12 protein-coding genes, 2 pseudogenes and 1 riboswitch are annotated in these 19,227 nt (G+C 37.3%); of the genes and pseudogenes, 11 read left to right on the top strand and 3 right to left on the bottom strand.

Translation table 11 applies throughout. The annotated features are described in order from the left end of the window. Positions 1 to 325 precede the first annotated feature (325 nt). On the bottom strand, positions 326 to 1,522 hold the full coding sequence (locus ACEWFJ_RS22575) for a NupC/NupG family nucleoside CNT transporter (RefSeq protein WP_098309164.1): 1,197 nt from the start codon (positions 1,520 to 1,522) through the stop codon (positions 326 to 328). 181 nt (positions 1,523 to 1,703) lie between these two features. Further along, positions 1,704 to 1,805, bottom strand: a riboswitch (purine riboswitch). Between the two features lie 121 nt (positions 1,806 to 1,926). Here ACEWFJ_RS22575 and rlmD point away from each other — a divergent pair. From rlmD to ACEWFJ_RS22545, 6 genes and pseudogenes are all read left to right on the top strand, one after another. After that, positions 1,927 to 3,303 carry a 23S rRNA (uracil(1939)-C(5))-methyltransferase RlmD gene (gene rlmD, locus ACEWFJ_RS22570; protein ID WP_473689992.1) on the top strand — a complete coding sequence of 459 codons (1,377 nt, stop codon included), beginning with the start codon at positions 1,927 to 1,929 and terminating at the stop codon, positions 3,301 to 3,303. A gap of 522 nt (positions 3,304 to 3,825) precedes the next feature. Next, a pseudogene (locus ACEWFJ_RS22565) lies at positions 3,826 to 4,814 on the top strand (tRNA dihydrouridine synthase). 504 nt (positions 4,815 to 5,318) lie between these two features. After that, on the top strand, positions 5,319 to 5,849 hold the full coding sequence (locus tag ACEWFJ_RS22560; RefSeq protein WP_473689991.1) for a YehS family protein: 531 nt from the start codon (positions 5,319 to 5,321) through the stop codon (positions 5,847 to 5,849). Positions 5,850 to 5,970: 121 nt separating this feature from the next. After that, positions 5,971 to 6,678, top strand: a complete 708-nt coding sequence (locus ACEWFJ_RS22555; RefSeq protein ID WP_473689990.1) for a M48 family metallopeptidase — start codon at positions 5,971 to 5,973, stop codon at positions 6,676 to 6,678. Positions 6,679 to 7,083: 405 nt separating this feature from the next. Beyond that, on the top strand, positions 7,084 to 8,628 hold the full coding sequence (locus tag ACEWFJ_RS22550; RefSeq protein ID WP_473689989.1) for a DHA2 family efflux MFS transporter permease subunit: 1,545 nt from the start codon (positions 7,084 to 7,086) through the stop codon (positions 8,626 to 8,628). Between the two features lie 251 nt (positions 8,629 to 8,879). Further along, the gene (locus tag ACEWFJ_RS22545; protein ID WP_473689988.1) at positions 8,880 to 9,749 is read left to right on the top strand and encodes an HD domain-containing protein; all 870 of its coding nucleotides are present in this window, start codon (positions 8,880 to 8,882) and stop codon (positions 9,747 to 9,749) included. Between the two features lie 169 nt (positions 9,750 to 9,918). Here the strand turns inward: ACEWFJ_RS22545 and ACEWFJ_RS22540 are convergent, their stop codons facing one another. Then, positions 9,919 to 10,614, bottom strand: a complete 696-nt coding sequence (locus tag ACEWFJ_RS22540) for an N-acetyltransferase (protein WP_473689987.1) — start codon at positions 10,612 to 10,614, stop codon at positions 9,919 to 9,921. Positions 10,615 to 10,627: 13 nt separating this feature from the next. Then, positions 10,628 to 11,737: a mandelate racemase/muconate lactonizing enzyme family protein gene (locus ACEWFJ_RS22535; RefSeq protein WP_473689986.1), complete on the bottom strand. Its 1,110-nt coding sequence runs from the start codon at positions 11,735 to 11,737 to the stop codon at positions 10,628 to 10,630. 91 nt (positions 11,738 to 11,828) lie between these two features. On the opposite strand from ACEWFJ_RS22535, the gene ACEWFJ_RS22530 reads away from it, so the two are divergent. The 5 genes and pseudogenes from ACEWFJ_RS22530 (at position 11,829) to ACEWFJ_RS22510 (ending at position 19,224) form a co-directional block, all read left to right on the top strand. Further along, entirely contained in the window at positions 11,829 to 13,115 is a 1,287-nt protein-coding gene (locus tag ACEWFJ_RS22530) for a transcriptional regulator (RefSeq protein WP_473689985.1), read from the top strand. Between the two features lie 271 nt (positions 13,116 to 13,386). After that, a pseudogene (locus ACEWFJ_RS22525) lies at positions 13,387 to 14,492 on the top strand (M20 peptidase aminoacylase family protein). Positions 14,493 to 14,697: 205 nt separating this feature from the next. Continuing rightward, complete coding sequence (locus tag ACEWFJ_RS22520) at positions 14,698 to 15,957, top strand: DUF4145 domain-containing protein (RefSeq protein ID WP_473689984.1); 1,260 nt, start codon at positions 14,698 to 14,700, stop codon at positions 15,955 to 15,957. A gap of 240 nt (positions 15,958 to 16,197) precedes the next feature. Next, positions 16,198 to 16,806: an SAM-dependent methyltransferase gene (locus ACEWFJ_RS22515; protein WP_473689983.1), complete on the top strand. Its 609-nt coding sequence runs from the start codon at positions 16,198 to 16,200 to the stop codon at positions 16,804 to 16,806. A 219-nt stretch (positions 16,807 to 17,025) separates the two neighbouring features. Next, positions 17,026 to 19,224 (top strand): sulfatase-like hydrolase/transferase, encoded by a 2,199-nt coding sequence (locus ACEWFJ_RS22510; RefSeq protein ID WP_473689982.1) that lies wholly within the window; start codon positions 17,026 to 17,028, stop codon positions 19,222 to 19,224. Positions 19,225 to 19,227 lie beyond the last annotated feature (3 nt).

The following is a 19,227-nucleotide window of genomic DNA, read 5'->3' as shown; positions in this document are numbered from 1 at the left end:
ATTGTGTATTATACCCTTGTTAATCATATCACTCTCATATATAGAGGGAAATATCCTTTTTGGTTAATTAAGGCAAAAATACTATATTTTATTAGCTTATCCCGCATTAACGGGCAGTAAGACCCCCACCTCAAGATTTAGAGAAAAGTGAGGAAGGTAGGTGGGGGACAACTGCCCGTAAAAGCCCGATTGGTTCAACTAACCATCAGTGGGGGATGAAAAAAACCCCCACTGATGGAAGTTTCACTTTATGAGCAATATGTAAAATTTTTGTGAAGAAAACAAAAGGCAGCTCCCTATTTTAAATAGGGAGCTGCCTGCATAGTTAAATGAATAACCCTGCAATTGTTGCGGATAAAATAGAAGCTAGCGTCGAAGCACAAAGGAGCTTCCATCCAAAGCGTGATACAATGCGCCCTTGTTTTTCAGATAGGGCACGAATTGTGCCGACAATTGCGCCGATTTGACTAATGCTTGCAAAGCTGATTAAGAATACTGTAACAATCCCAACTGTACGCGGGGATAATGTAGTCATGATTTTCTTTAAATCTAGAATAGCAACGAATTCGTTTAATGCAATTTTTGTCCCCATAATACCACCGGCAGAAATAACATCGTGTGCTGGAATTCCCATTAAGAATGCAAACGGTGAAAGAATGTAACCGAAAATTTGTTGTAGTGTAATTTTATGACCAAGTGCGCCTGATGCGTAAGAAATCACGAAGTTTACAACTTCCATTACACCGATAAAAGCAATCATTAATGCTGCAACAATTCCGGCTACTTTTAAACCGTCTAATGCACCGTTAATCAACGCGTCGATTAAGCTACTGCCAAAAAGATTTTTATCGAACTTTTGCAGTTTTTCATCTTCTTGCGCCGTATCAACTGGTGTTAATAGTGAACAAACGATTAGACTAGAGAATAAGTTCAGCGGCAGGGCCACTAATACGTATTTTGTATCTAACATCATTACATAAGATGCTGTGACAGAAGCAGATACCGAACTCATTGCTGAACAGCAAATGATAAACATACGATTTGCATTAAAATGCTGCAGATCATTTTTAATAACAAGTAACGCTTCACTTGATCCAAAGAAGACAGAGTTCACAGCGTGGAACGATTCCACACGCGGCAAGCCTGTAATTTTCGAAATTGCACCGCCAGCAACGCGCACGATGAAAGGTAAAACACCAAGATAACTAAAAACAGAAAGTAGTGCGGAGAAAAAGATGATAATTAATAATACATTGAAGAAAAAGACAAAATCTTTATGAATTCCGTTAAATAAAAAGTCTACACCTGTAGTACCAAGTTGAATCAATTTATTAAAGACTTTACCAATCCAAACAATAATTTGTTGACCAATTTTTGTTCCAAATACAAACCAACCAATTAAAATTTGGAAAGCAAGCATAATAATAATAGCGCGGAAATTAACTTTTGCTCTGTTGTTGGAAAAAGCAAAACAAATTCCCAATACGGCAAGAATGCCGATGATACTCATCACATATTGCACAAAATTTGCTCCTTTCAGATGTTGTTATTTTGTAATAAATAGAGAAGTTAATCTCGAGGTTTTAAGTTATACGTATGATGTCTGACCTTTAAAATGAAAATAAAAAAAGACCCATACAGATCCACTTTCTTCTATGCGAGAAAGCTAATCAATATGAGTCCTTATATACACAAAAAAGCTAATATTCATTAGTTTTCCCCATAGTCCAACAATTTTCGGTTGCCGGGTAGAGACTCTCGATCCATATCATCAAGTATATATGAGGTAACACCATCCGTATTGAATTAGTAGTAGCGTAACATTAATCGACAAAAATCGTCAATAGCTTTTTTCTTCCAATGGCTAAAGGACAGGGGAGTATGGTAAAATGTAACGCAGTGTGATGAAAAAAGAGAGGTCGGAAAATGAGTAATAAAATGACGCCACCAGTTGAAAAAAATGAGTTTATAGATGTAGTGTTTGAAGATTTAACACATGACGGTGCCGGGGTTGCGAAAGTAGATGGCTATCCTATTTTCGTGAAAAACGGATTACCAGGTGAAGAAGCACAAATTAAAATTATTAAAGTGAAAAAGAACTTTGCTTTTGGTCGTTTAATGAAGCTTCATAAAGAAAGTCCATATCGCAAAGAGGCAGAATGTCCAGTATATAACCAGTGCGGCGGTTGTCAGCTTCAGCACTTAACATATGAAGGACAGCTGCAAGCAAAAGAAAAACAAGTACGTGACGTTATGCAGCGCATCGGTGGATTGCATGATGTGCCTGTTCACCCTGTCCTTGGCATGGAAAATCCATGGGTATATCGAAACAAAGCACAAGTGCCAATTGGAGAACGTGAAGGCGGACTTGTCGCTGGTTTCTACCGCCAAGGAACGCATGACATCATTAATATGGAAACATGCTTAATTCAAGCAGAAGAAAACGATACATTAATTCAAGAAGTAAAACGCATTTGTGAGAAGCACGGCATTACGGCGTACAATGAAGAACGTCATAAAGGAACGCTTCGTCACGTAATGGCTCGCTACGGACAAGTAACAGGCGAAATCATGCTTGTTTTTATTACACGCACCGCAGAGCTTTCGAACAAAAATGCAATCATCGAAGAAATTACAGCGAAGTTTCCAAACGTAAAATCTATCGTTCAAAACGTAAACAACAAACGTACGAACGTCATTTTTGGCGACACAACGACAGTCCTGTACGGATCAGAATATATTTATGATTTCATCGGCGATATTAAATTTGCCATTTCAGCACGTTCATTCTATCAAGTAAACCCAACGCAAACGAAAGTACTGTACGACAAAGCGCTGGAGTATGCAAAATTAGATGGAAACGAAACCGTTATCGATGCGTATTGCGGCATTGGAACAATTTCCTTATTCCTAGCGCAAAAAGCGAAAAAAGTATACGGTGTTGAAATCGTACCAGAAGCAATCGAAGACGCAAACCGAAACGCAGAACTAAACAACATGACAAACGTTGAATTTGGCGTAGGAGAAGCAGAAGTAGTCATTCCGAACTGGTACAAACAAGGTATCATCGCTGAAACAATCGTAGTCGACCCACCGCGTAAAGGCTGTGATGAAGCACTACTAAATACAATCATCGACATGAAGCCAAAGCGTGTCGTATACGTATCATGTAACCCGGCGACACTTGCTCGTGATTTGAAGGTTCTTGAAGAAGGTGGATATAAAACGCAGGAGGTTCAGCCTGTGGATATGTTCCCGCATACTACGCATGTGGAGTGTGTGGCGTGGTTGGAGTTGGTATAATAGAAAAGCAGTTGATATAGAAAAAATCTATACCATCTGCTTTTTTGTTTATAAAAATACCATTCAGGACCGATTTTAGTTGAAATAAACATTGTCAATTTTCACAAATTATAAATGTCCAAATGTACTTGTGTTTGATAATAAGTTATTAAGCATGATATAAGTGTAAAAGAAGTGGAACATTTGGCTTTATCCCGCTATTCGCGGGCAGTAATACCCCCACCTCAAAATTCGGTGAAAGCATTGTCCAGCTCTAGCGGCTAGAATCTCCGGTCGTTTCGCCCCCTCGGACGAGGCAAAAAGCGCCTCTCTGTCGGGGGCTCCAACGTCCTGCGATTCTGAGCGAGCCGCTTCCGCTTTTCTAAAGAAGTTAGGTGGGAGATAAACTGCCCGTAAAAACCCGATTGGTTCAACTAATAATCAGTGGGGGATGAAGAAAACCCCCACTGATTAAAGTTTCACTTTATATTTTTTGACCGAGAGTTTGAAGTTTTATCCATAGTGAGAGGATTTGAGTTTGAAATGATAGATAATTTTTGGCGTGATTTACCACGACCATTTTTTGTACTTGCACCAATGGAAGATGTGACAGATGTTGTTTTTCGTCACGTAGTAAGTGAAGCCGGTCGACCGGATGTATTTTTCACAGAGTTTACAAACTCGGATAGCTATTGTCATCCAGAGGGTATGAAAAGTGTGCGTGGCCGTTTGATTTTTACAGAAGATGAACAGCCAATGGTGGCACATATTTGGGGGATAATCCCGAATATTTCCGTCAAATGAGTATTGGTATGGCAGAGCAAGGATTTAAAGGTATCGATATTAATATGGGCTGCCCTGTGCCGAATGTGGCATCGAGAGGAAAAGGTAGTGGCCTTATTCTGCGTCCAGACGTTGCGGCAGAACTTATTCAAGCAGCAAAAGCGGGCGGACTGCCTGTCAGCGTGAAAACACGACTTGGCTTTAAGGAGCTAAATGAGTGGGAGGAGTGGTTAACGCATATTTTAAAACAGGATATTGCGAACCTTTCTATTCATTTACGTACAAGAGAAGAAATGAGCCAAGTAGATGCGCATTGGGAGCTAATTCCGGAAATCAAAAAATTACGTGACCGTATTGCACCAAATACGCTGCTAACAATCAATGGAGACATTCCTGACCGTCAAATCGGGCTGCAGCTTGCTGAAAAATATGGTATTGATGGCGTTATGATCGGGCGAGGTATTTTTAAAAATCCTTTTGCTTTTGAAAAAGAGCCAAAAGAGCATACCAGTAAAGAACACCTTGATCTTTTAAGACTACAGCTTGATCTTCAAGATCAATATGCGGAAGTACTACCACGTTCAATCACAGGGCTTCATCGCTTTTTCAAAATTTATGTAAAAGGATTCCATGGAGCTGCTGAATTAAGAAATCAATTGATGAGCACGAAATCAACAGATGAAGTGCGTGCATTGCTTGATAAATTTGAAAAGAGTGTTGATGAGGCAGGGGACAGTGAAATGATGTAACCCTCAAAAGTTAGAGGGAAATGAATTACATCAACTTATGTGTATTTATTTTGTTCAGTTTCGAGTTCCTTTGCAGCCGGCAACTTTTGTTTTGGTAAGGTCTGTTTTCTGAAAGAAGAAGGTCTTAAGAATGTAATAAACCTACCAGCACCCTTGTGTTGCCACATACACTCTGTACATGTGGAGTGTGTAGCTTGGTTGAGTTTAAAATAAGCGTAGAGCTGGAAAAGAACAGTGTATTTGAGAAATCAAAGCACTGTTTTTTCTTTTAGTTAATGTTATGAGGGAAATCTTTTTATAGGCATACAACAAACACGTAAGAGATCTATAGATACAATGATGGAGAAAAGTTCGGGTAAGACTATAAAACCTATCTTTAAAATGTTAAAGTATTAATTTAGCGGACATTAACTAAAAGGTTATATTAAACATGATAGTTTAAAGCATGTTAGAGGATAAACTTTAACAGCCGTATAAATAATCAACATTTTAGGAGGACTAACAATGGCAATGAGCAATAATGATATATTAAAAAGAGTAAGATATGCTATGGATATAAAAGATATAGATATGGTAGAGATATTTAAACTTGGTGGCATTGAAGTAACGAAAGAAGAAGTAGTTGATATGCTTACAAAAGTAAAGAAAAGTCCCCAGCATGAAGCTGAAAATGCTGATGTAGTCGAAGATGATTACGTATTAACATGCGATATGATGATGTTAGAGTCATTTTTAAATGGATTTATTACCTTAAAAAGAGGAAAGCAAGATCCGAAACCAGGGCAACCAGCTGGACAAGCGATGTCTTTACAAAGTAAAGAGAGTGCCAATAACCTTCTTCTAAAGAAAATGAAAATAGCACTTTCATTAACGAGTGAGGATGTGCTTGATATATTAGACAGCGTAGGAGTTAAGGTGACAAAAGGAGAGTTAGGCGCTCTATTAAGAAAAAAAGGCCATAAGAATTACAAAGAGTGCGGTGATAGATACGCAAGGAATTTCGTAAAGGGATTAGCTATAAAGTATAGAGGATAAGGAATAAGCGTTGTAACATTTATGTTGAAACAGTAAATGATATAATAGATAGAGTAGGACGTTTGTAGCCTACTCTTTTTTATTTGTAAAAATAACATGAACGAATACTTTAGGTGATGAAATGATACATACATATTCAGGTGAGACAATTAATTTTCATATAAATTATAAGAAGAAAAAATCTGTACGTCTTTATGTAGATTCGTACGGAAATGTTGAAGTACAAGCTCCGAAAGGAACGCCTGTTGAATACTTAGTCCAGTTGTTAGAGGAGAAATGGGATTGGATTCAGAAAACACGTAAGGAAATGCAGGAGCGAGTGCTTGGACCACAGGAAAAGGCTTATGATCAAGGAGAGGGCTTTCTATATTTAGGGAACACATATCCGATACAGATTTCTCAAGATGCAAGTATTGAGCAAGATAACGCAGTGTTTGAGGGAGATAAGCTACATATTTATGTGAAAGAGCTTAAGAATGAGAAAATACAACAAGCTTTAAAACGATTTTACTATAAGCAGTGTAAGGCATTAGTAGAGAAGAGTATTAAATCGTATCAAAGTAACTTTAAAACAAAACCACGGTCCATTCGTATTACAGATAGTAATCGTACGTGGGGCACTTGTGATTCAAATCTACAGTTAACGTTTAATTGGAAGCTAGCAATGGCACCTCAGCAGGTGATCGACTATGTAGTCGTTCATGAAATGTGCCATATGGTTCATCTAAATCATGATCGATCCTTTTGGCGCCTTGTTGGGAAAATAATGCCTGATTATAAGGAACTGGAAAACTGGTTGGCATTATCAGGCTGGAAAATGACTGTTTAGCAGTGACATCGTTGGAGCGATTACTATTGCACTACAGTTTTAGTTTATAATTGCTTCTTCTCTTATAACTGAACTCACAAACATCCCATTGTATTGCCGCATACACTCCAGACATGTGGAGTGCATAGCAACACTAATACTTCAATAAAAGGAGTCCACTTCCTTCCCGGAAGTGGGCTTCTCTTCATATCTACAGAAATATAGACTCAATCTGTTTAAAATAGCTTTCGCGACAATTCATCCACATAAAGTAAATTTCAAAGCATAATTATAGTCAGTAGCTGTTTTGGGTGACAAATGAAGTAGATTTTTGTCAAAAAATCACTTCTGAATTTTATTGTTATTTAATGGAAAAGTGTTATTCTATTTGAGTGGATACGATTGAAAAAACGGGGAGAGAGCGCGATGGAAAAGAATAAAAGGATGCCTTTTGTGATCGTAGCTATGGCGTTAGGGCTTTTTATGTCATCTCTGGATAACACCATTGTTTCTGCGAGCATTAGTCAAGTCATTAAGGATATTGGTGGATTCGATAAAATGAGCTGGGTTTTTACGGCTTATATGCTTGCGGCAACAAGTACGATGCTTGTGTTTGGGAAAATGAGCGATTTGTTTGGAAGAAAATTGTTTTATTTACTCGGGATCAGTTTATTTTTGATTGGTTCAGCATTATGCGGAACTGCTCAAAATATAGATCAGTTGATTGCGTATCGTGTTATTCAAGGGATAGGTTCAGGGGCTATTTTTCCGATTTCATTCACAATCATTTATTCAATTTCTACAGATCCTAAACAAGCAGCAAAAATGTCTGGTGTGTTTGCCGGGATATTTGGTATATCCTCAGTTCTTGGACCACAAATCGGTACTTGGATTTCTGAAGCCTCTTGGTTAGGGTGGAGATGGTGCTTTTATGTAAATGTTCCTTTTGGCATTTTATCGATTATTACTTTATTGTTTTCTTTAAAAGAATCTAAGTCAGAACATAAACCAAAAGTTGATTATCTTGGAACGATTTTATTAATTGCTTCAACCGTTCTCCTTCTTCTCGGTTTAGAATGGGGCGGAAAGGATTATGCTTGGGATTCCGCTCAAATTATTGGAATGTTCAGTGCAGCGGCTATATCAATTGTGTTGTTCATATTAGTGGAGAGGAAGGCTAGTGAACCGATTTTACCTCTTTCCATATTTAAAAATAAAATGGTGCTAGGTACAAGTATTGTTGTATTTTGTCAGGGAGCAATCATGTTCTCTGCGATTACGTATCTTCCAATTCTTTCAGTAGCTATTATTGGGAATGAAAATTCAAATGGTGTATTAACACCGATGATGTTTCCAATTATGATTGGTGCGATTTTAGGAGGTTTCCTTTGTACGAAAGTTCCTTTCCGTACTATCATGGTCATTTCGATGGCAGTTGGAATATTTGAAGCTTACATGCTTAGTAACATTACACATGATACTGCGAAATTGACAGTAACTCTTGTGATGATCACAATGGGATTAATTGTTCTTGGGCCGCTTATGAGTGTCGCGCAAAATGCTGTAGCCCAATCCGTCGATATGAAATATATGGGGATTGCTTCATCAGTTGTTGGGTTTTGGAGAAGTATTGGTGGTGTGATGGGGGCTGCAATTACAGCAACCATTGTGAACAATGATTTAAAAGAAAAGATGATAGATTTTGCGTCATCTTCTCAAATACCGGCTAATCAAATTGAAAAATTAGCAAAACCAGAAATCTTGATGCAAAATCATACACAGCTTCCTCCTCAGCTAGTAGAATTCATGAGAGGAGCATTAGAAAACGCGTTGCACCATGGCTTTATATTGGCAATGATAGCTGGTATCATCGGATTGCTTGTTTCCTTATTTGTAGGTGGAGATCGTTATAAGGTTGCGCAAAAGGACAAAAAGGAAAAAGCTGGAGCAGAGGGACTTGTTAGAGGTTAATAAGTAAATCAAAAGTGCCTCCTTTACAAAGGGGGCGCTTTTGATTTTGGCGAAAACTTCATCTGATAATAATTATGGAAGAAGACGGGGGACGAAGGTCGTGTACAATTTAACGAAACGCTAACTGTAAAAGAAGGATTTCGTAAAATCAAATGACTTAAGTGGTTAGAGAAGTAAACACCGCTCGGAAGATTTTATTCTGAGCGGTGTTTATGTTATGAATATAAATAAATGGAAAGGAGATGAGTGACATGAGCAGATTAATTGAGAAAGCGATGCAGTTTGCTGCTATTAAGCACGAAGGCCAAATGCGCAAGGGCACGAACATTCCGTACATTATACATCCATTTGGAGTAGCGCTCATTTTACAGAAAGCAAAGCAGCGTGATGAAGTGATTGCCGCAGGATTATTGCATGATACTTTAGAAGATACAAATACAACCGAGGCTGAGTTGTGCGAACATTTTGGCGACCAAGTGTTGAAGTTGGTTAGGGCGGCTTCAGAACCAGATAAATCGTTGTCATGGGAAGAACGAAAAAGTCATACTATTCTATCCCTCCCATACCGTTCGGATGAAGAGATTACTTTAATTATCGCAGATAAATTACATAACTTACGGTCCATTCAAGAGGACGTAGAAAGAGAAGGCAATCAAGTATGGTCGCGTTTTAATCGTGGAAAACGTGACCAATCATGGTATTACATGAGTATTTTGCATGCTTTGAAAGAAAAACAGCGGGACATTCCAATTACTCGAGTGTTCGAAAAAGAAACACAAAATTTATTTATTGGAAAAGAAACACTTACGTTGAAGGACATCGATGTATTATTCAATTGTGCGTATGGCATTTATGAGCCACAAAAATCGAAATTGCATGAAAGAGGTCTATTAAAATTTGCGAAGGAAGTTTCTACTGCTGGTGAGGCGATTTATCGTAGTGGAAATATTGAAATGATCACTCCATTAGCAAATGATCTGGAAGAAAGAGGGGTTTCTTTTGAGTTCAATTCAGATGGTCCCTTTATTCTATTAGCGTATTTAACTGAGCTAAAGCATCGCATGGGTTGGTCCGATGAATTATTTTATCAATATTGCTTAAGGAACTGCTCGAAATTATAGAGAAGGCGAGTATGCAATTAAAAGTGGAAGGAGAAAATTATCAAGTTCTCCCTACCATTTTCTAAGAAGGATGTTTCATTGAAAAAAGGTGACACACTACAGATAGTAGTATCTCACCTTTTTATTTCTTCGTATAATAAATAATATTAGAAAATGCGCTATTGTTATTTTACTTCCCAAACCGCACCAAATACTCCCCACCACGAAACTCCATCTCATACCCACGATAACCTTCCGCCAGCAACTTCTTCTGTCCAGCAATATCACTCATTAGGAGTTTTTCTATATTCGTCCATTCTTTTGTTCTCTCACTCTGTAACTCTTTCATAAACACATACCGCAATCGATCACTATATTTTTCTTTCAGCGCAGCAATTTCCATCCCTTGAGCAAATTTGTCTTTTAAACTAGGGATATTAAACGGTGCAACGGTACAGCAAACATACTCATATTTGTGATCTACCTGTTTTAATTGCTCCATAATGACTTTCGCTAATATTTTTTGCAGTCCGTTTCCCTGATAAGTTGGATGAACGTTTGAGACTTCTTGATAGATGACACGTTCTAATTCTTCACCTTGTAAGCCAATATCAAAGCCTAAATGTTCTTCATCAATCGGTGGAACTAAGAGTGCACGGAATGCAATGAGTTGTTCATCTATGAATGCACCGATTATGAAGCCATTTCCTGTTAATATATTTTGAAATTCTTCTAATATAAGAGGCTGCAAGTTTTGTTTGTTTTCTAGTGTTTCAATTACATCATCTTGTACGGATAAAATTTGCTCGATGTGATGCAAAGATAATGGTGCAACTTTGAATGATTGCTCGTTTTGTTTTAACGTTCCTTCATAAAGAATGTTCATGCTTGGGCCTCCTTTAGCGAATAATATCTTGAAAAGCAGTTAACTCATTGAGTACATCTTCATCGATGTCAACGCCTAATCCAGGCTTTTCTGTTAAGCGAATAAAAGGGACATCATAGGAGAGGTTCCCGATATCTTTTGTGAATTTTAATGGTCCTGTTAGTTCAACACTTGTAATGATTTTTTTAGAAAAAGCGACATGGAATCCTGCGGAAGAGGCAACGGATGATTCGACCATTGAACCAATTTGACATTCGATTCCAGCCATTTCTGCTTGATGGGCTAGTTTGACAGCTGGATAGATTCCGCCGCATTTCATTAATTTAATGTTTACTTTATCTGCTGCTTGTTTTTGAATAATTTGGCGCATTTCACGCGAGCCTTTTAATCCCTCGTCAATCATAAGAGAAAGGTCTGTTTTTGACCGAATGTGAGCCATTGCGTCAATATCATCGGCTATAACAGGCTGTTCAATCCAATCAATGTCCAAATGCTTAAGTGAACGTAATGCAGTTAACGTCGTCGCACTGTTTTTCCAGCCTTGGTTCACATCCACACGAATTGCGACATCATTTCCGACTCGCTCACGTACAGCTTCAATTCTTTCAACATCTTTTTTGACATCTGTTCCGACTTTCATTTTAAAAGATTGGTAACCTTTATTTATCATGGAGGCAGCTTCTTCCGCCATGTTTTCTGGGGAATCGATGCTTAAAACATGGGTAATTGGGAATTCTTCATGATAGCGTCCGCCAATCAATTGATACACAGGCTGTCCGAGTTTTTTCCCCATTACATCAAAGCAAGCTATATCAATCGCAGCTTTGGCAGTAGGTACCCCGTAAATAGTTTGATTCATGATGTCATGTATTTTTTCGATATTCATTGGATTTTTACCTAGCAAGGCAGGAGCTAATGTATGTTTTAAAATATGAAAAGTGCTTTCCCATGTTTCACATGTAACATGCTCGTCAGCTACTCCTTCTCCGTAACCAATAATGCCTTCATCAGTTTCGAGTTTTACAATAATAGAAGGCATATCAGGATAAGTGCCATAGCTTACGATAAATGGATTGCGAAGCGGTAAACGAATTGCATAAAGATGAATTGCTGTGATTTTCATTGAGAAGACCCCTTTCTGTTTACAATGCTCTTGTGCATTTGATATAGTTGTCGTTAAATAGTCGTTAAATAGTTATAAGGAGTTTGAACAAATGATGATAAAAATTGCGGTTATTGGTACACAAGAGTCTATTCAGAACCTTGTGGCTGTTGCCCACCAAGTCGAAGATATAGAGATTGAACCTTATGTTTATTCTCATCCGAAAGAATCTTCAGAAATTATTCGGCATTTAAAGCCGTGTGATGTGATCTTCTTCTCCGGTGTTATACCTTATTATATTTCAAAAGAAATGCGAGAACAATTACGAATTCCAAGTATTTATTTGCAGCAAAACGAAATGGCGCTTGCGTCTTCTTTACTTTTCATTTTACATCATAAAAACATTCGACCGGAGCGAATTTCAATTGATTTAGTGAATTCATCTTTCGTTACAAATGTTTTCACTGATATCGGGATTACAGGGGTTCCTCATGTTATGGATTATCAAGATATGTTACCGAATATGTTTGAAATAAAAGAGATTGTTGATTTTCATTACTCTCGATACCAGTCAGGATTGGTTGATTTAGCATTAACGAGTGTTCATGCTGTCTATGACAAACTTATTGAACTCGGTGTGCCTTCACAGCGAATGCTTGATCCGACAAAAGCTCTTATACAAGGATTAAAAGATGCAAAAGCAAAAGCACAATTAGCGAAAAGTTATTCAGCGACTGTTGCAGCATGTGTGATAGCATTTCCAGCATCACACCATATGCCAACGGAGCATCTCGATACGTTTGCTCGTGAAATTCACGGTTCATTTCGTCAAGTAGATGAAACCTCATACATTTTATATACGACGCGTGGTGATATTGAGGCACTTATAAAAAGAAGTTCCCTTCAAAACTTTTTAAGCAATTCGAAAGATCCTATAGCGCTCGGATTTGGTTACGGGAGAACAGTAAAAGAAGCGGAACAAAACGCTAAAATTGCGCAAAACTTTGCGACAAACAATCAAATGGAAAGCTGTTGCTATATATTAACGGATGAAAAAGAACTGTTCGGTCCTTTTCCAAAAGAAAAGAAAATGCAGAGCCTTAAAAATGATGATCAAGAACTACTAAAGATAGCGAAGGAAACAAAGCTTAGTCCGGCAAATTTATCGAAAATCATTCAATTTAGTCAGTCTCGTTCATCACTTCAATTTACAGCAGCGGATCTTTCGGAGTATTTACAAGTAACAAGACGCACAACAGAGCGTATTTTGAAGAAATTGGTCGATCAAGGATATGCAAATATTTGTGGTGAGGAGATGCCCTATCAACAAGGACGCCCTCGTGCCCTTTATGAATTAAAGCTTCCTATTTATTCTATTCATACTACGTCTCTGATGTAGTTTCTTAGTGCCATTCTTTCTGTCTTGGAAAGTTTAGTGATATTAAAACTGGTTATCGCATAAAGAGTGGAGAGGGTGGATACAGTAAAATTCAGTTCAGCATATGGTGAAAAGGGAAAGTTCATTCATCATACCGAGAGAGCAATCACTTGACATTTGAATGAATATTCAATATGTTTTTGAAAAACAAAAGGCTGTTTAGTGTGGAATGAATGTCATTTCAAAACAGCCTTAAGAGAATTGTTTTGCGTATAGAAGGGAGAGCATCAAGTTGAAAAGAGAAGATTTGCAGAATCGTTTAAATAAAATTTTTCAATATTTACATGAGCATCCTGAAGTGAGTTGGCATGAACATAATACGACTACTTATATTACAAAATTTTTAGAGGCAGAAGGAATTTCTTATAAAACATTTGATGATTGTCCCGGAGTAATTGCAGAAATGGGAAGCGGGAAACCAGTTGTCGCCATTCGAGCTGATATGGATGCATTGTGGCAAGAAGTAGATGGGGAGTTCAAAGCAAATCATTCATGTGGTCATGATGGTCATATGACGATTGTGATGGGGCTTATTTTACAGTTAAAAAATGCGGAGTGGCAAACAGGTACGGTTCGATTTATTTTTCAGCCTGCAGAAGAAAAAGGAAGCGGTGCTCTGAAGATGGTGGAGAAAGGTGTTGTGGATGATGCTGATTTCCTATTTGGTATTCATTTACGACCAATAGAGGAATTATCATTGAAACAAGCAGCGCCATCCATTCGGCATGGAGCGGCTGACTTTTTAGAAGCCCATATATATGGAACTGATGCTCATGGTGCGCGTCCGCATCAAGGTGTGAACGCAATTGATGTGATTTCGATGATTAATATTGGATTAAAAAATATATGGCTTTCACCACAACATTCCTATTCCGTTAAAATGACGAGATGCCAAGCGGGCGGTGAAAGTTTAAATATCATTCCAGGGAACGGTCATTTTGCCTTAGATGTAAGGGCAGAAAGCAATCCGCTGTTAGAAGAGTTAAAGAAAAAATAGAACAGGTTATTCAATCAGCTGAATCGATGGGTGTAAAGATTTCTTATGAATGGGTCGATTATGTACCTGGAGCAGTAGTATCAGATGAAGCAGAACAGTTCCTTCGTAAGGGAATTCTGCAAACGTATGGCGCAGAGGGCTGCACCGCATCGCTTCGCACAGCAGGAAGTGATGATTTTCATTATTATACGGTCAAAAAGCCGCACTTAAAAGCTGCCATGCTAGGATTAGGTGCAAATTTAAAGCCGGGATTACATCATCCTCATATGACGTTTGATCACGCTTGTATAGTAGATGGCGTGCAAATATTGAAGCAAACGGTGTTGGAAGTTTTGAAATAATATTGTTTCTATTTGAAATTTGAGGTTTTTAGTCCTTAAATTCAGATACGAAAGCTACCCTGAAAAGGTCAAAAATGATTGTCCTTTTAGGGTAGCTTTTTCATATGGTACAGGTTCGAAACTTTTGTATATGATAAAATTGGATTATATGTCATTGGAAAAATATAAGATTTAATAAATATACAGTTATTAAGGAGATATGATGATGCTTAATCATTCTTTATTTGAATTTGTTGGTCAATTTTCAAGTGATTTAGCTGAACTTGCTTACCGTATTGAAAGTCAGCTGTTGGATCAACCTCATGCGTCAATGATGCAGGCTCGTTTATATAGTGAAGAGCTGGTGAAGATTATTAGTAAAGAAGAAGAGCTTGAGAATATCTATCCACTTAAGCACGCAGAGAGAATACATAAATTATACCGTCAAAATGCGATTGAAGAAGATATTTATATGAAATTAGAATGGATTAGAAAGAAAGGCAATAAAGCAACGCATGATGTAAAAGAGGTAGAAATTCACGATGCCTTGCAAGCTCACAAGTTTCTATTTGAGATTAGTGTCTGGTATATGCAAATATATGTGAACTACAATTTTGAACCTCCTATTTACAAGTTACCTATTAAGGATGCTCCAGAAACGAATCCATTAGAAGGAAAGGATATAGATGGTTTGATTAAGCCATATTTAGATCAAGCGTTACAAAAGATTGATGATATGTGGTCAGAAATTCAACAACAGCTTGAAGTGATTAGGGAGGAGAAAGGGCGAGTACAAACTGATAAGCCTCTTTCTAAAGCTATTAACATACAACAATCAGAAGTAGTAGCAACAGCCATTAAAGCCCCACCAGGTACTTCGCATGTTCGCCTTCAATTTAAAAATGAAACACTTTTCGTAACAGGTGAGCTTACAGAAACACCTATTATAGAACTGCCTGTAAATGGATGTAGCTATCTATTAGAAGAGCTTTCACGGATTGGTATAGATTCTCTTTTGAAAATAACAACACCAATGGATACATTACATATGAAACTAAATGGTGTGGGTCCGCATACAATTGAGAAGTTTTGGAGGGAGCTTGTTACCTTACAAGGTCCCGAAAGTGCAGTAATTAATGAAGAGGCAACGAAGCTAAGTAAAGTAATAGAGAAATTATATAAGGTTTTTCTAAAAAATAATTTTCATTTAATAAATAAAACTACTAAGGCTGCAGAATTTGAAAATGTTAATAGTAAAGAAGTCGTATACTTACTACCTAATAAAGACATAACGATTGTTATGGACCCAAATACTGTTGAAAATCATTCAAGTTTTAAAAACGAGAATGACTATCATAGCACTGCATTAAAAAAATTTCCGAAGAAAATAAAAAACGGAAAAACGCGAACAAATTATGGATATGCTTTCAAATTTAAAACAGAAGATGAGCTAGATTTATTTTTAAATCGTGTAGATCATATTTAATTTATGTGAAGGCAAATAGCATTCACATGAATGTTCTCGGCATGGAAAGGAGTTGAAATGATTTTAAAAAATCATTTCAACGAGCAAGGGTCCTTCTATGTATGTTCTTCAGTTTTTACAATACCACACATGTTTTGTCTGATATAATTTGTGAATATGATGTGTGGCTTGATTAAAAAAGAATGATAAGTAGAATCCTAATTTTATTAGGATTCTTTTTTTAGAGAGAAGGAGCAACAAATGAACGAACAATATTATGATGCAGTATTAAACATAAAAACAGTAGGAGAACAAAAGGGATTCTACGAGTCTTTGCATTATCATCGTTATGAACCGACACCATATCTTGCATTAGAACAGTTGTTTAATAAGTATGAACTGAAAAGTAGTGATCGAGTTGTTGATTTTGGATGTGGGAAAGGGCGATTAAATTTTTATATTCATCATTTCTATCATGCATCTGTAGTAGGGGTAGAAATGAACGAGACTTTCTATCAAGAAGCACTGGAAAATCGAGATAGCTATTTGAGGAAGACTAAAAAAAGTAAAGATAAAATTTATTTTCATTGTTGCTTGGCGCAAGAGTACGAGATTGATCCATTTGATAATAAATTTTATTTTTTTAATCCGTTTTCAGTGCAAGTGTTTATGAACGTGGTCAATAACATATTACTCTCGGTGGAAAAAGTAGAACGGGAAGTAGAGCTGGTTTTGTATTATCCATCAGAAGATTATATTTATTTTTTAGATAACCAAACGTCGTTTGAATTGAAAGAGGAAGTTATACTGCCGGGATTGTATGAACGAAATTTAAATGAGCGGTTTTTGATATATCGATTAGCGTATTAGAAGGTGATGTTAAATCGATAAAGTGAAACTTCTTTTTGTATGATAAATGTTTTTTGATGATGTCTGACAGAGAGAACTTTTTTACAAGGATGATATAATTCATCATTTTTGTAGCTTCTTTTTAACTAGAGTATTCATGATAAAAGTGTCCCCTTAATAAATTACTTAATATATAATCCATTGTTTACAAACCTTGTCAGTATGAAAGGAAAGATGGTAATGGGATTGAGGACAGGACTTGAAAGTTCCAATAAAAAATCTGCGCTCAATGTAATATATATTGTTCTAGATGATGTGGGTTACTCAGCTTTAGGTTGCTTTGGTTCAGAGATTGAAACACCTAATATTGATTCATTAGCTGAAAATGGCCTGCGTTACAATAATTTTAATGTAACTCCTTTGTGTTCTCCTACTCGCGCTTGTCTTTTAACAGGCCGTAACTGCCATTCTGTGGGGGTGGGATTCATAACTGAACTAGATTGGGGACCTCAATACCCTAATAAACGAGGGAGAATTTCAGATGCTGCTGCCACTTTAGCTGAAATCTTAAAGCTGAATGGGATGGCTACATATATGGTTGGAAAGTGGCACTTGGTTCCTGGGCATGAAGCAGCATCAAGCGGACCTTTTGAAAATTGGCCACTCTCAAAAGGCTTTCAACGATATTATGGTTTTTTATTAGCTAAGACGGATCAGTATGCACCGGATTTAGTATACGACAATCATCGTGTACAGAAGCCGGATACATCTAATTATCATTTATCAGAGGATCTAGTTGATAAAACCCTAGAATTTTTGACTGATCATATTTCTGTTACTCCGGATCGGCCGTTCTTTCTGTACTTAGCCTTCGGGGCACAGCACGAGCCTCATCAAGTACCAAGGGAATTTATAGAAAAATATGAGGGAGTTTACGATAAAGGATGGGATGAGATAAGGAAAGAGCGATTCGAGCGACAAAAGGAAATGGGAGTTATTCCGCCTTATACAGAACTCGTTGAACGCAATCCAGGAATTAAGCCATGGGTTGAACTAACAACGAAAGAAAAAGAATTGTTTATCAAATTCCAACAGACGTATGCTGGGTTTCTAACACACACAGATCAGCAAATTGGCAGGCTACTCTATTTCCTAAAATCAAAAAACAAGCTAGATCATACTATAATTGTTTTACTTTCTGATAACGGAGGCAGTCAGGAAGGAAATTGGAATGGTTCCATTAATGATTCGGCATACTTTAACGGAATCCAGGAAAGTGTGGATGCTATGTTTGCTCATATAGATGAAATAGGAGGACCTTCCACAAGCCCGAATTATCCTAAGGGATGGGCACAAGTTTGTAATACACCTTTTAAATATTATAAGCAAAATACTTTTTTTGGGGGGACACATGTCCCGCTCATCATCCAATGCCCTCACAGTATTCCAGACCCTGGATCAATTCGTTCCCAATTTTATCATGCTATTGATATTACTCCGACTATATTAGACCTTCTAGGCATTGCGGCTCCTCAAGTATATGAAGGTGTTCCGCAGATGCCGCTTCATGGTTTGAGCATGCTGGATACATTTACAGAACCGCATGTTCCATCAAAGCGAAAAACACAGTATTTTGAAATGATCGGACACCGGGCTATTTGGCAAGATGGCTGGGTTGCCGTTACCTATCATGAAACAGGTATACCTTATAAGGAAGATCATTGGGAATTATACAATGTAAATCAAGATTTTTCGCAAAAGTACAATCTAGCAAAAAAGTATCCAGAAAAATTGAAAGAGCTTCAAGCAATATGGTGGGAGGAAGCTACGAAGTATGGTGTTTTACCCTTAAGTGACAATCCATTTAGAAAAGGGTATGAAGGCTTGCAGGAGGGGAGAACAACGTTCATTTTCTATCCCGGTATGGCTCATTTGCCAACAAGTGCTGCTCCTCAAATAACATTTTCTTCTTATTCCATTACAGTTCCAATCTTTCGTTCAACTCATACAACAGAAGGTGTATTGATTGCTCATGGTAATCATTCAAGTGGTTATACATTATATATAAAAGATAACTATTTATTTTATGAATATAATTATGTTGGCACTGTCTATAAAATGCAATCTTCTGTTGAAGTACCTGTTGGGTATTCAACTATACGATTTGAATTTAAAAAAGGGATGTTAAATGAAGGAACGGGTATTCTTTATATCAACGGTCAACAGGTTGGCACACTTTATATGCCTCGCACATTACCATTTCTTATTTCTACTGAGGGATTAGATATAGGCCGGGATCGATTAACAGCCGTGAGCACTAACTATCCAGTGCCAGAATTTCCGTTTAGTGGGCAAATAGAGAGAGCGGTTATTAAATTTCAAGATGATCAAAAATATAGCCAGTCTTTGAAAAAAGAGATTCCATTTACATTAATCTAAACG

It is taken from the genome of Bacillus sp. EA-CB0995, assembly GCF_055814245.1.
The sequence above is the reverse complement of the archived record's forward strand: the minus strand, read 5'-3'. Positions and strand labels throughout refer to the sequence as shown.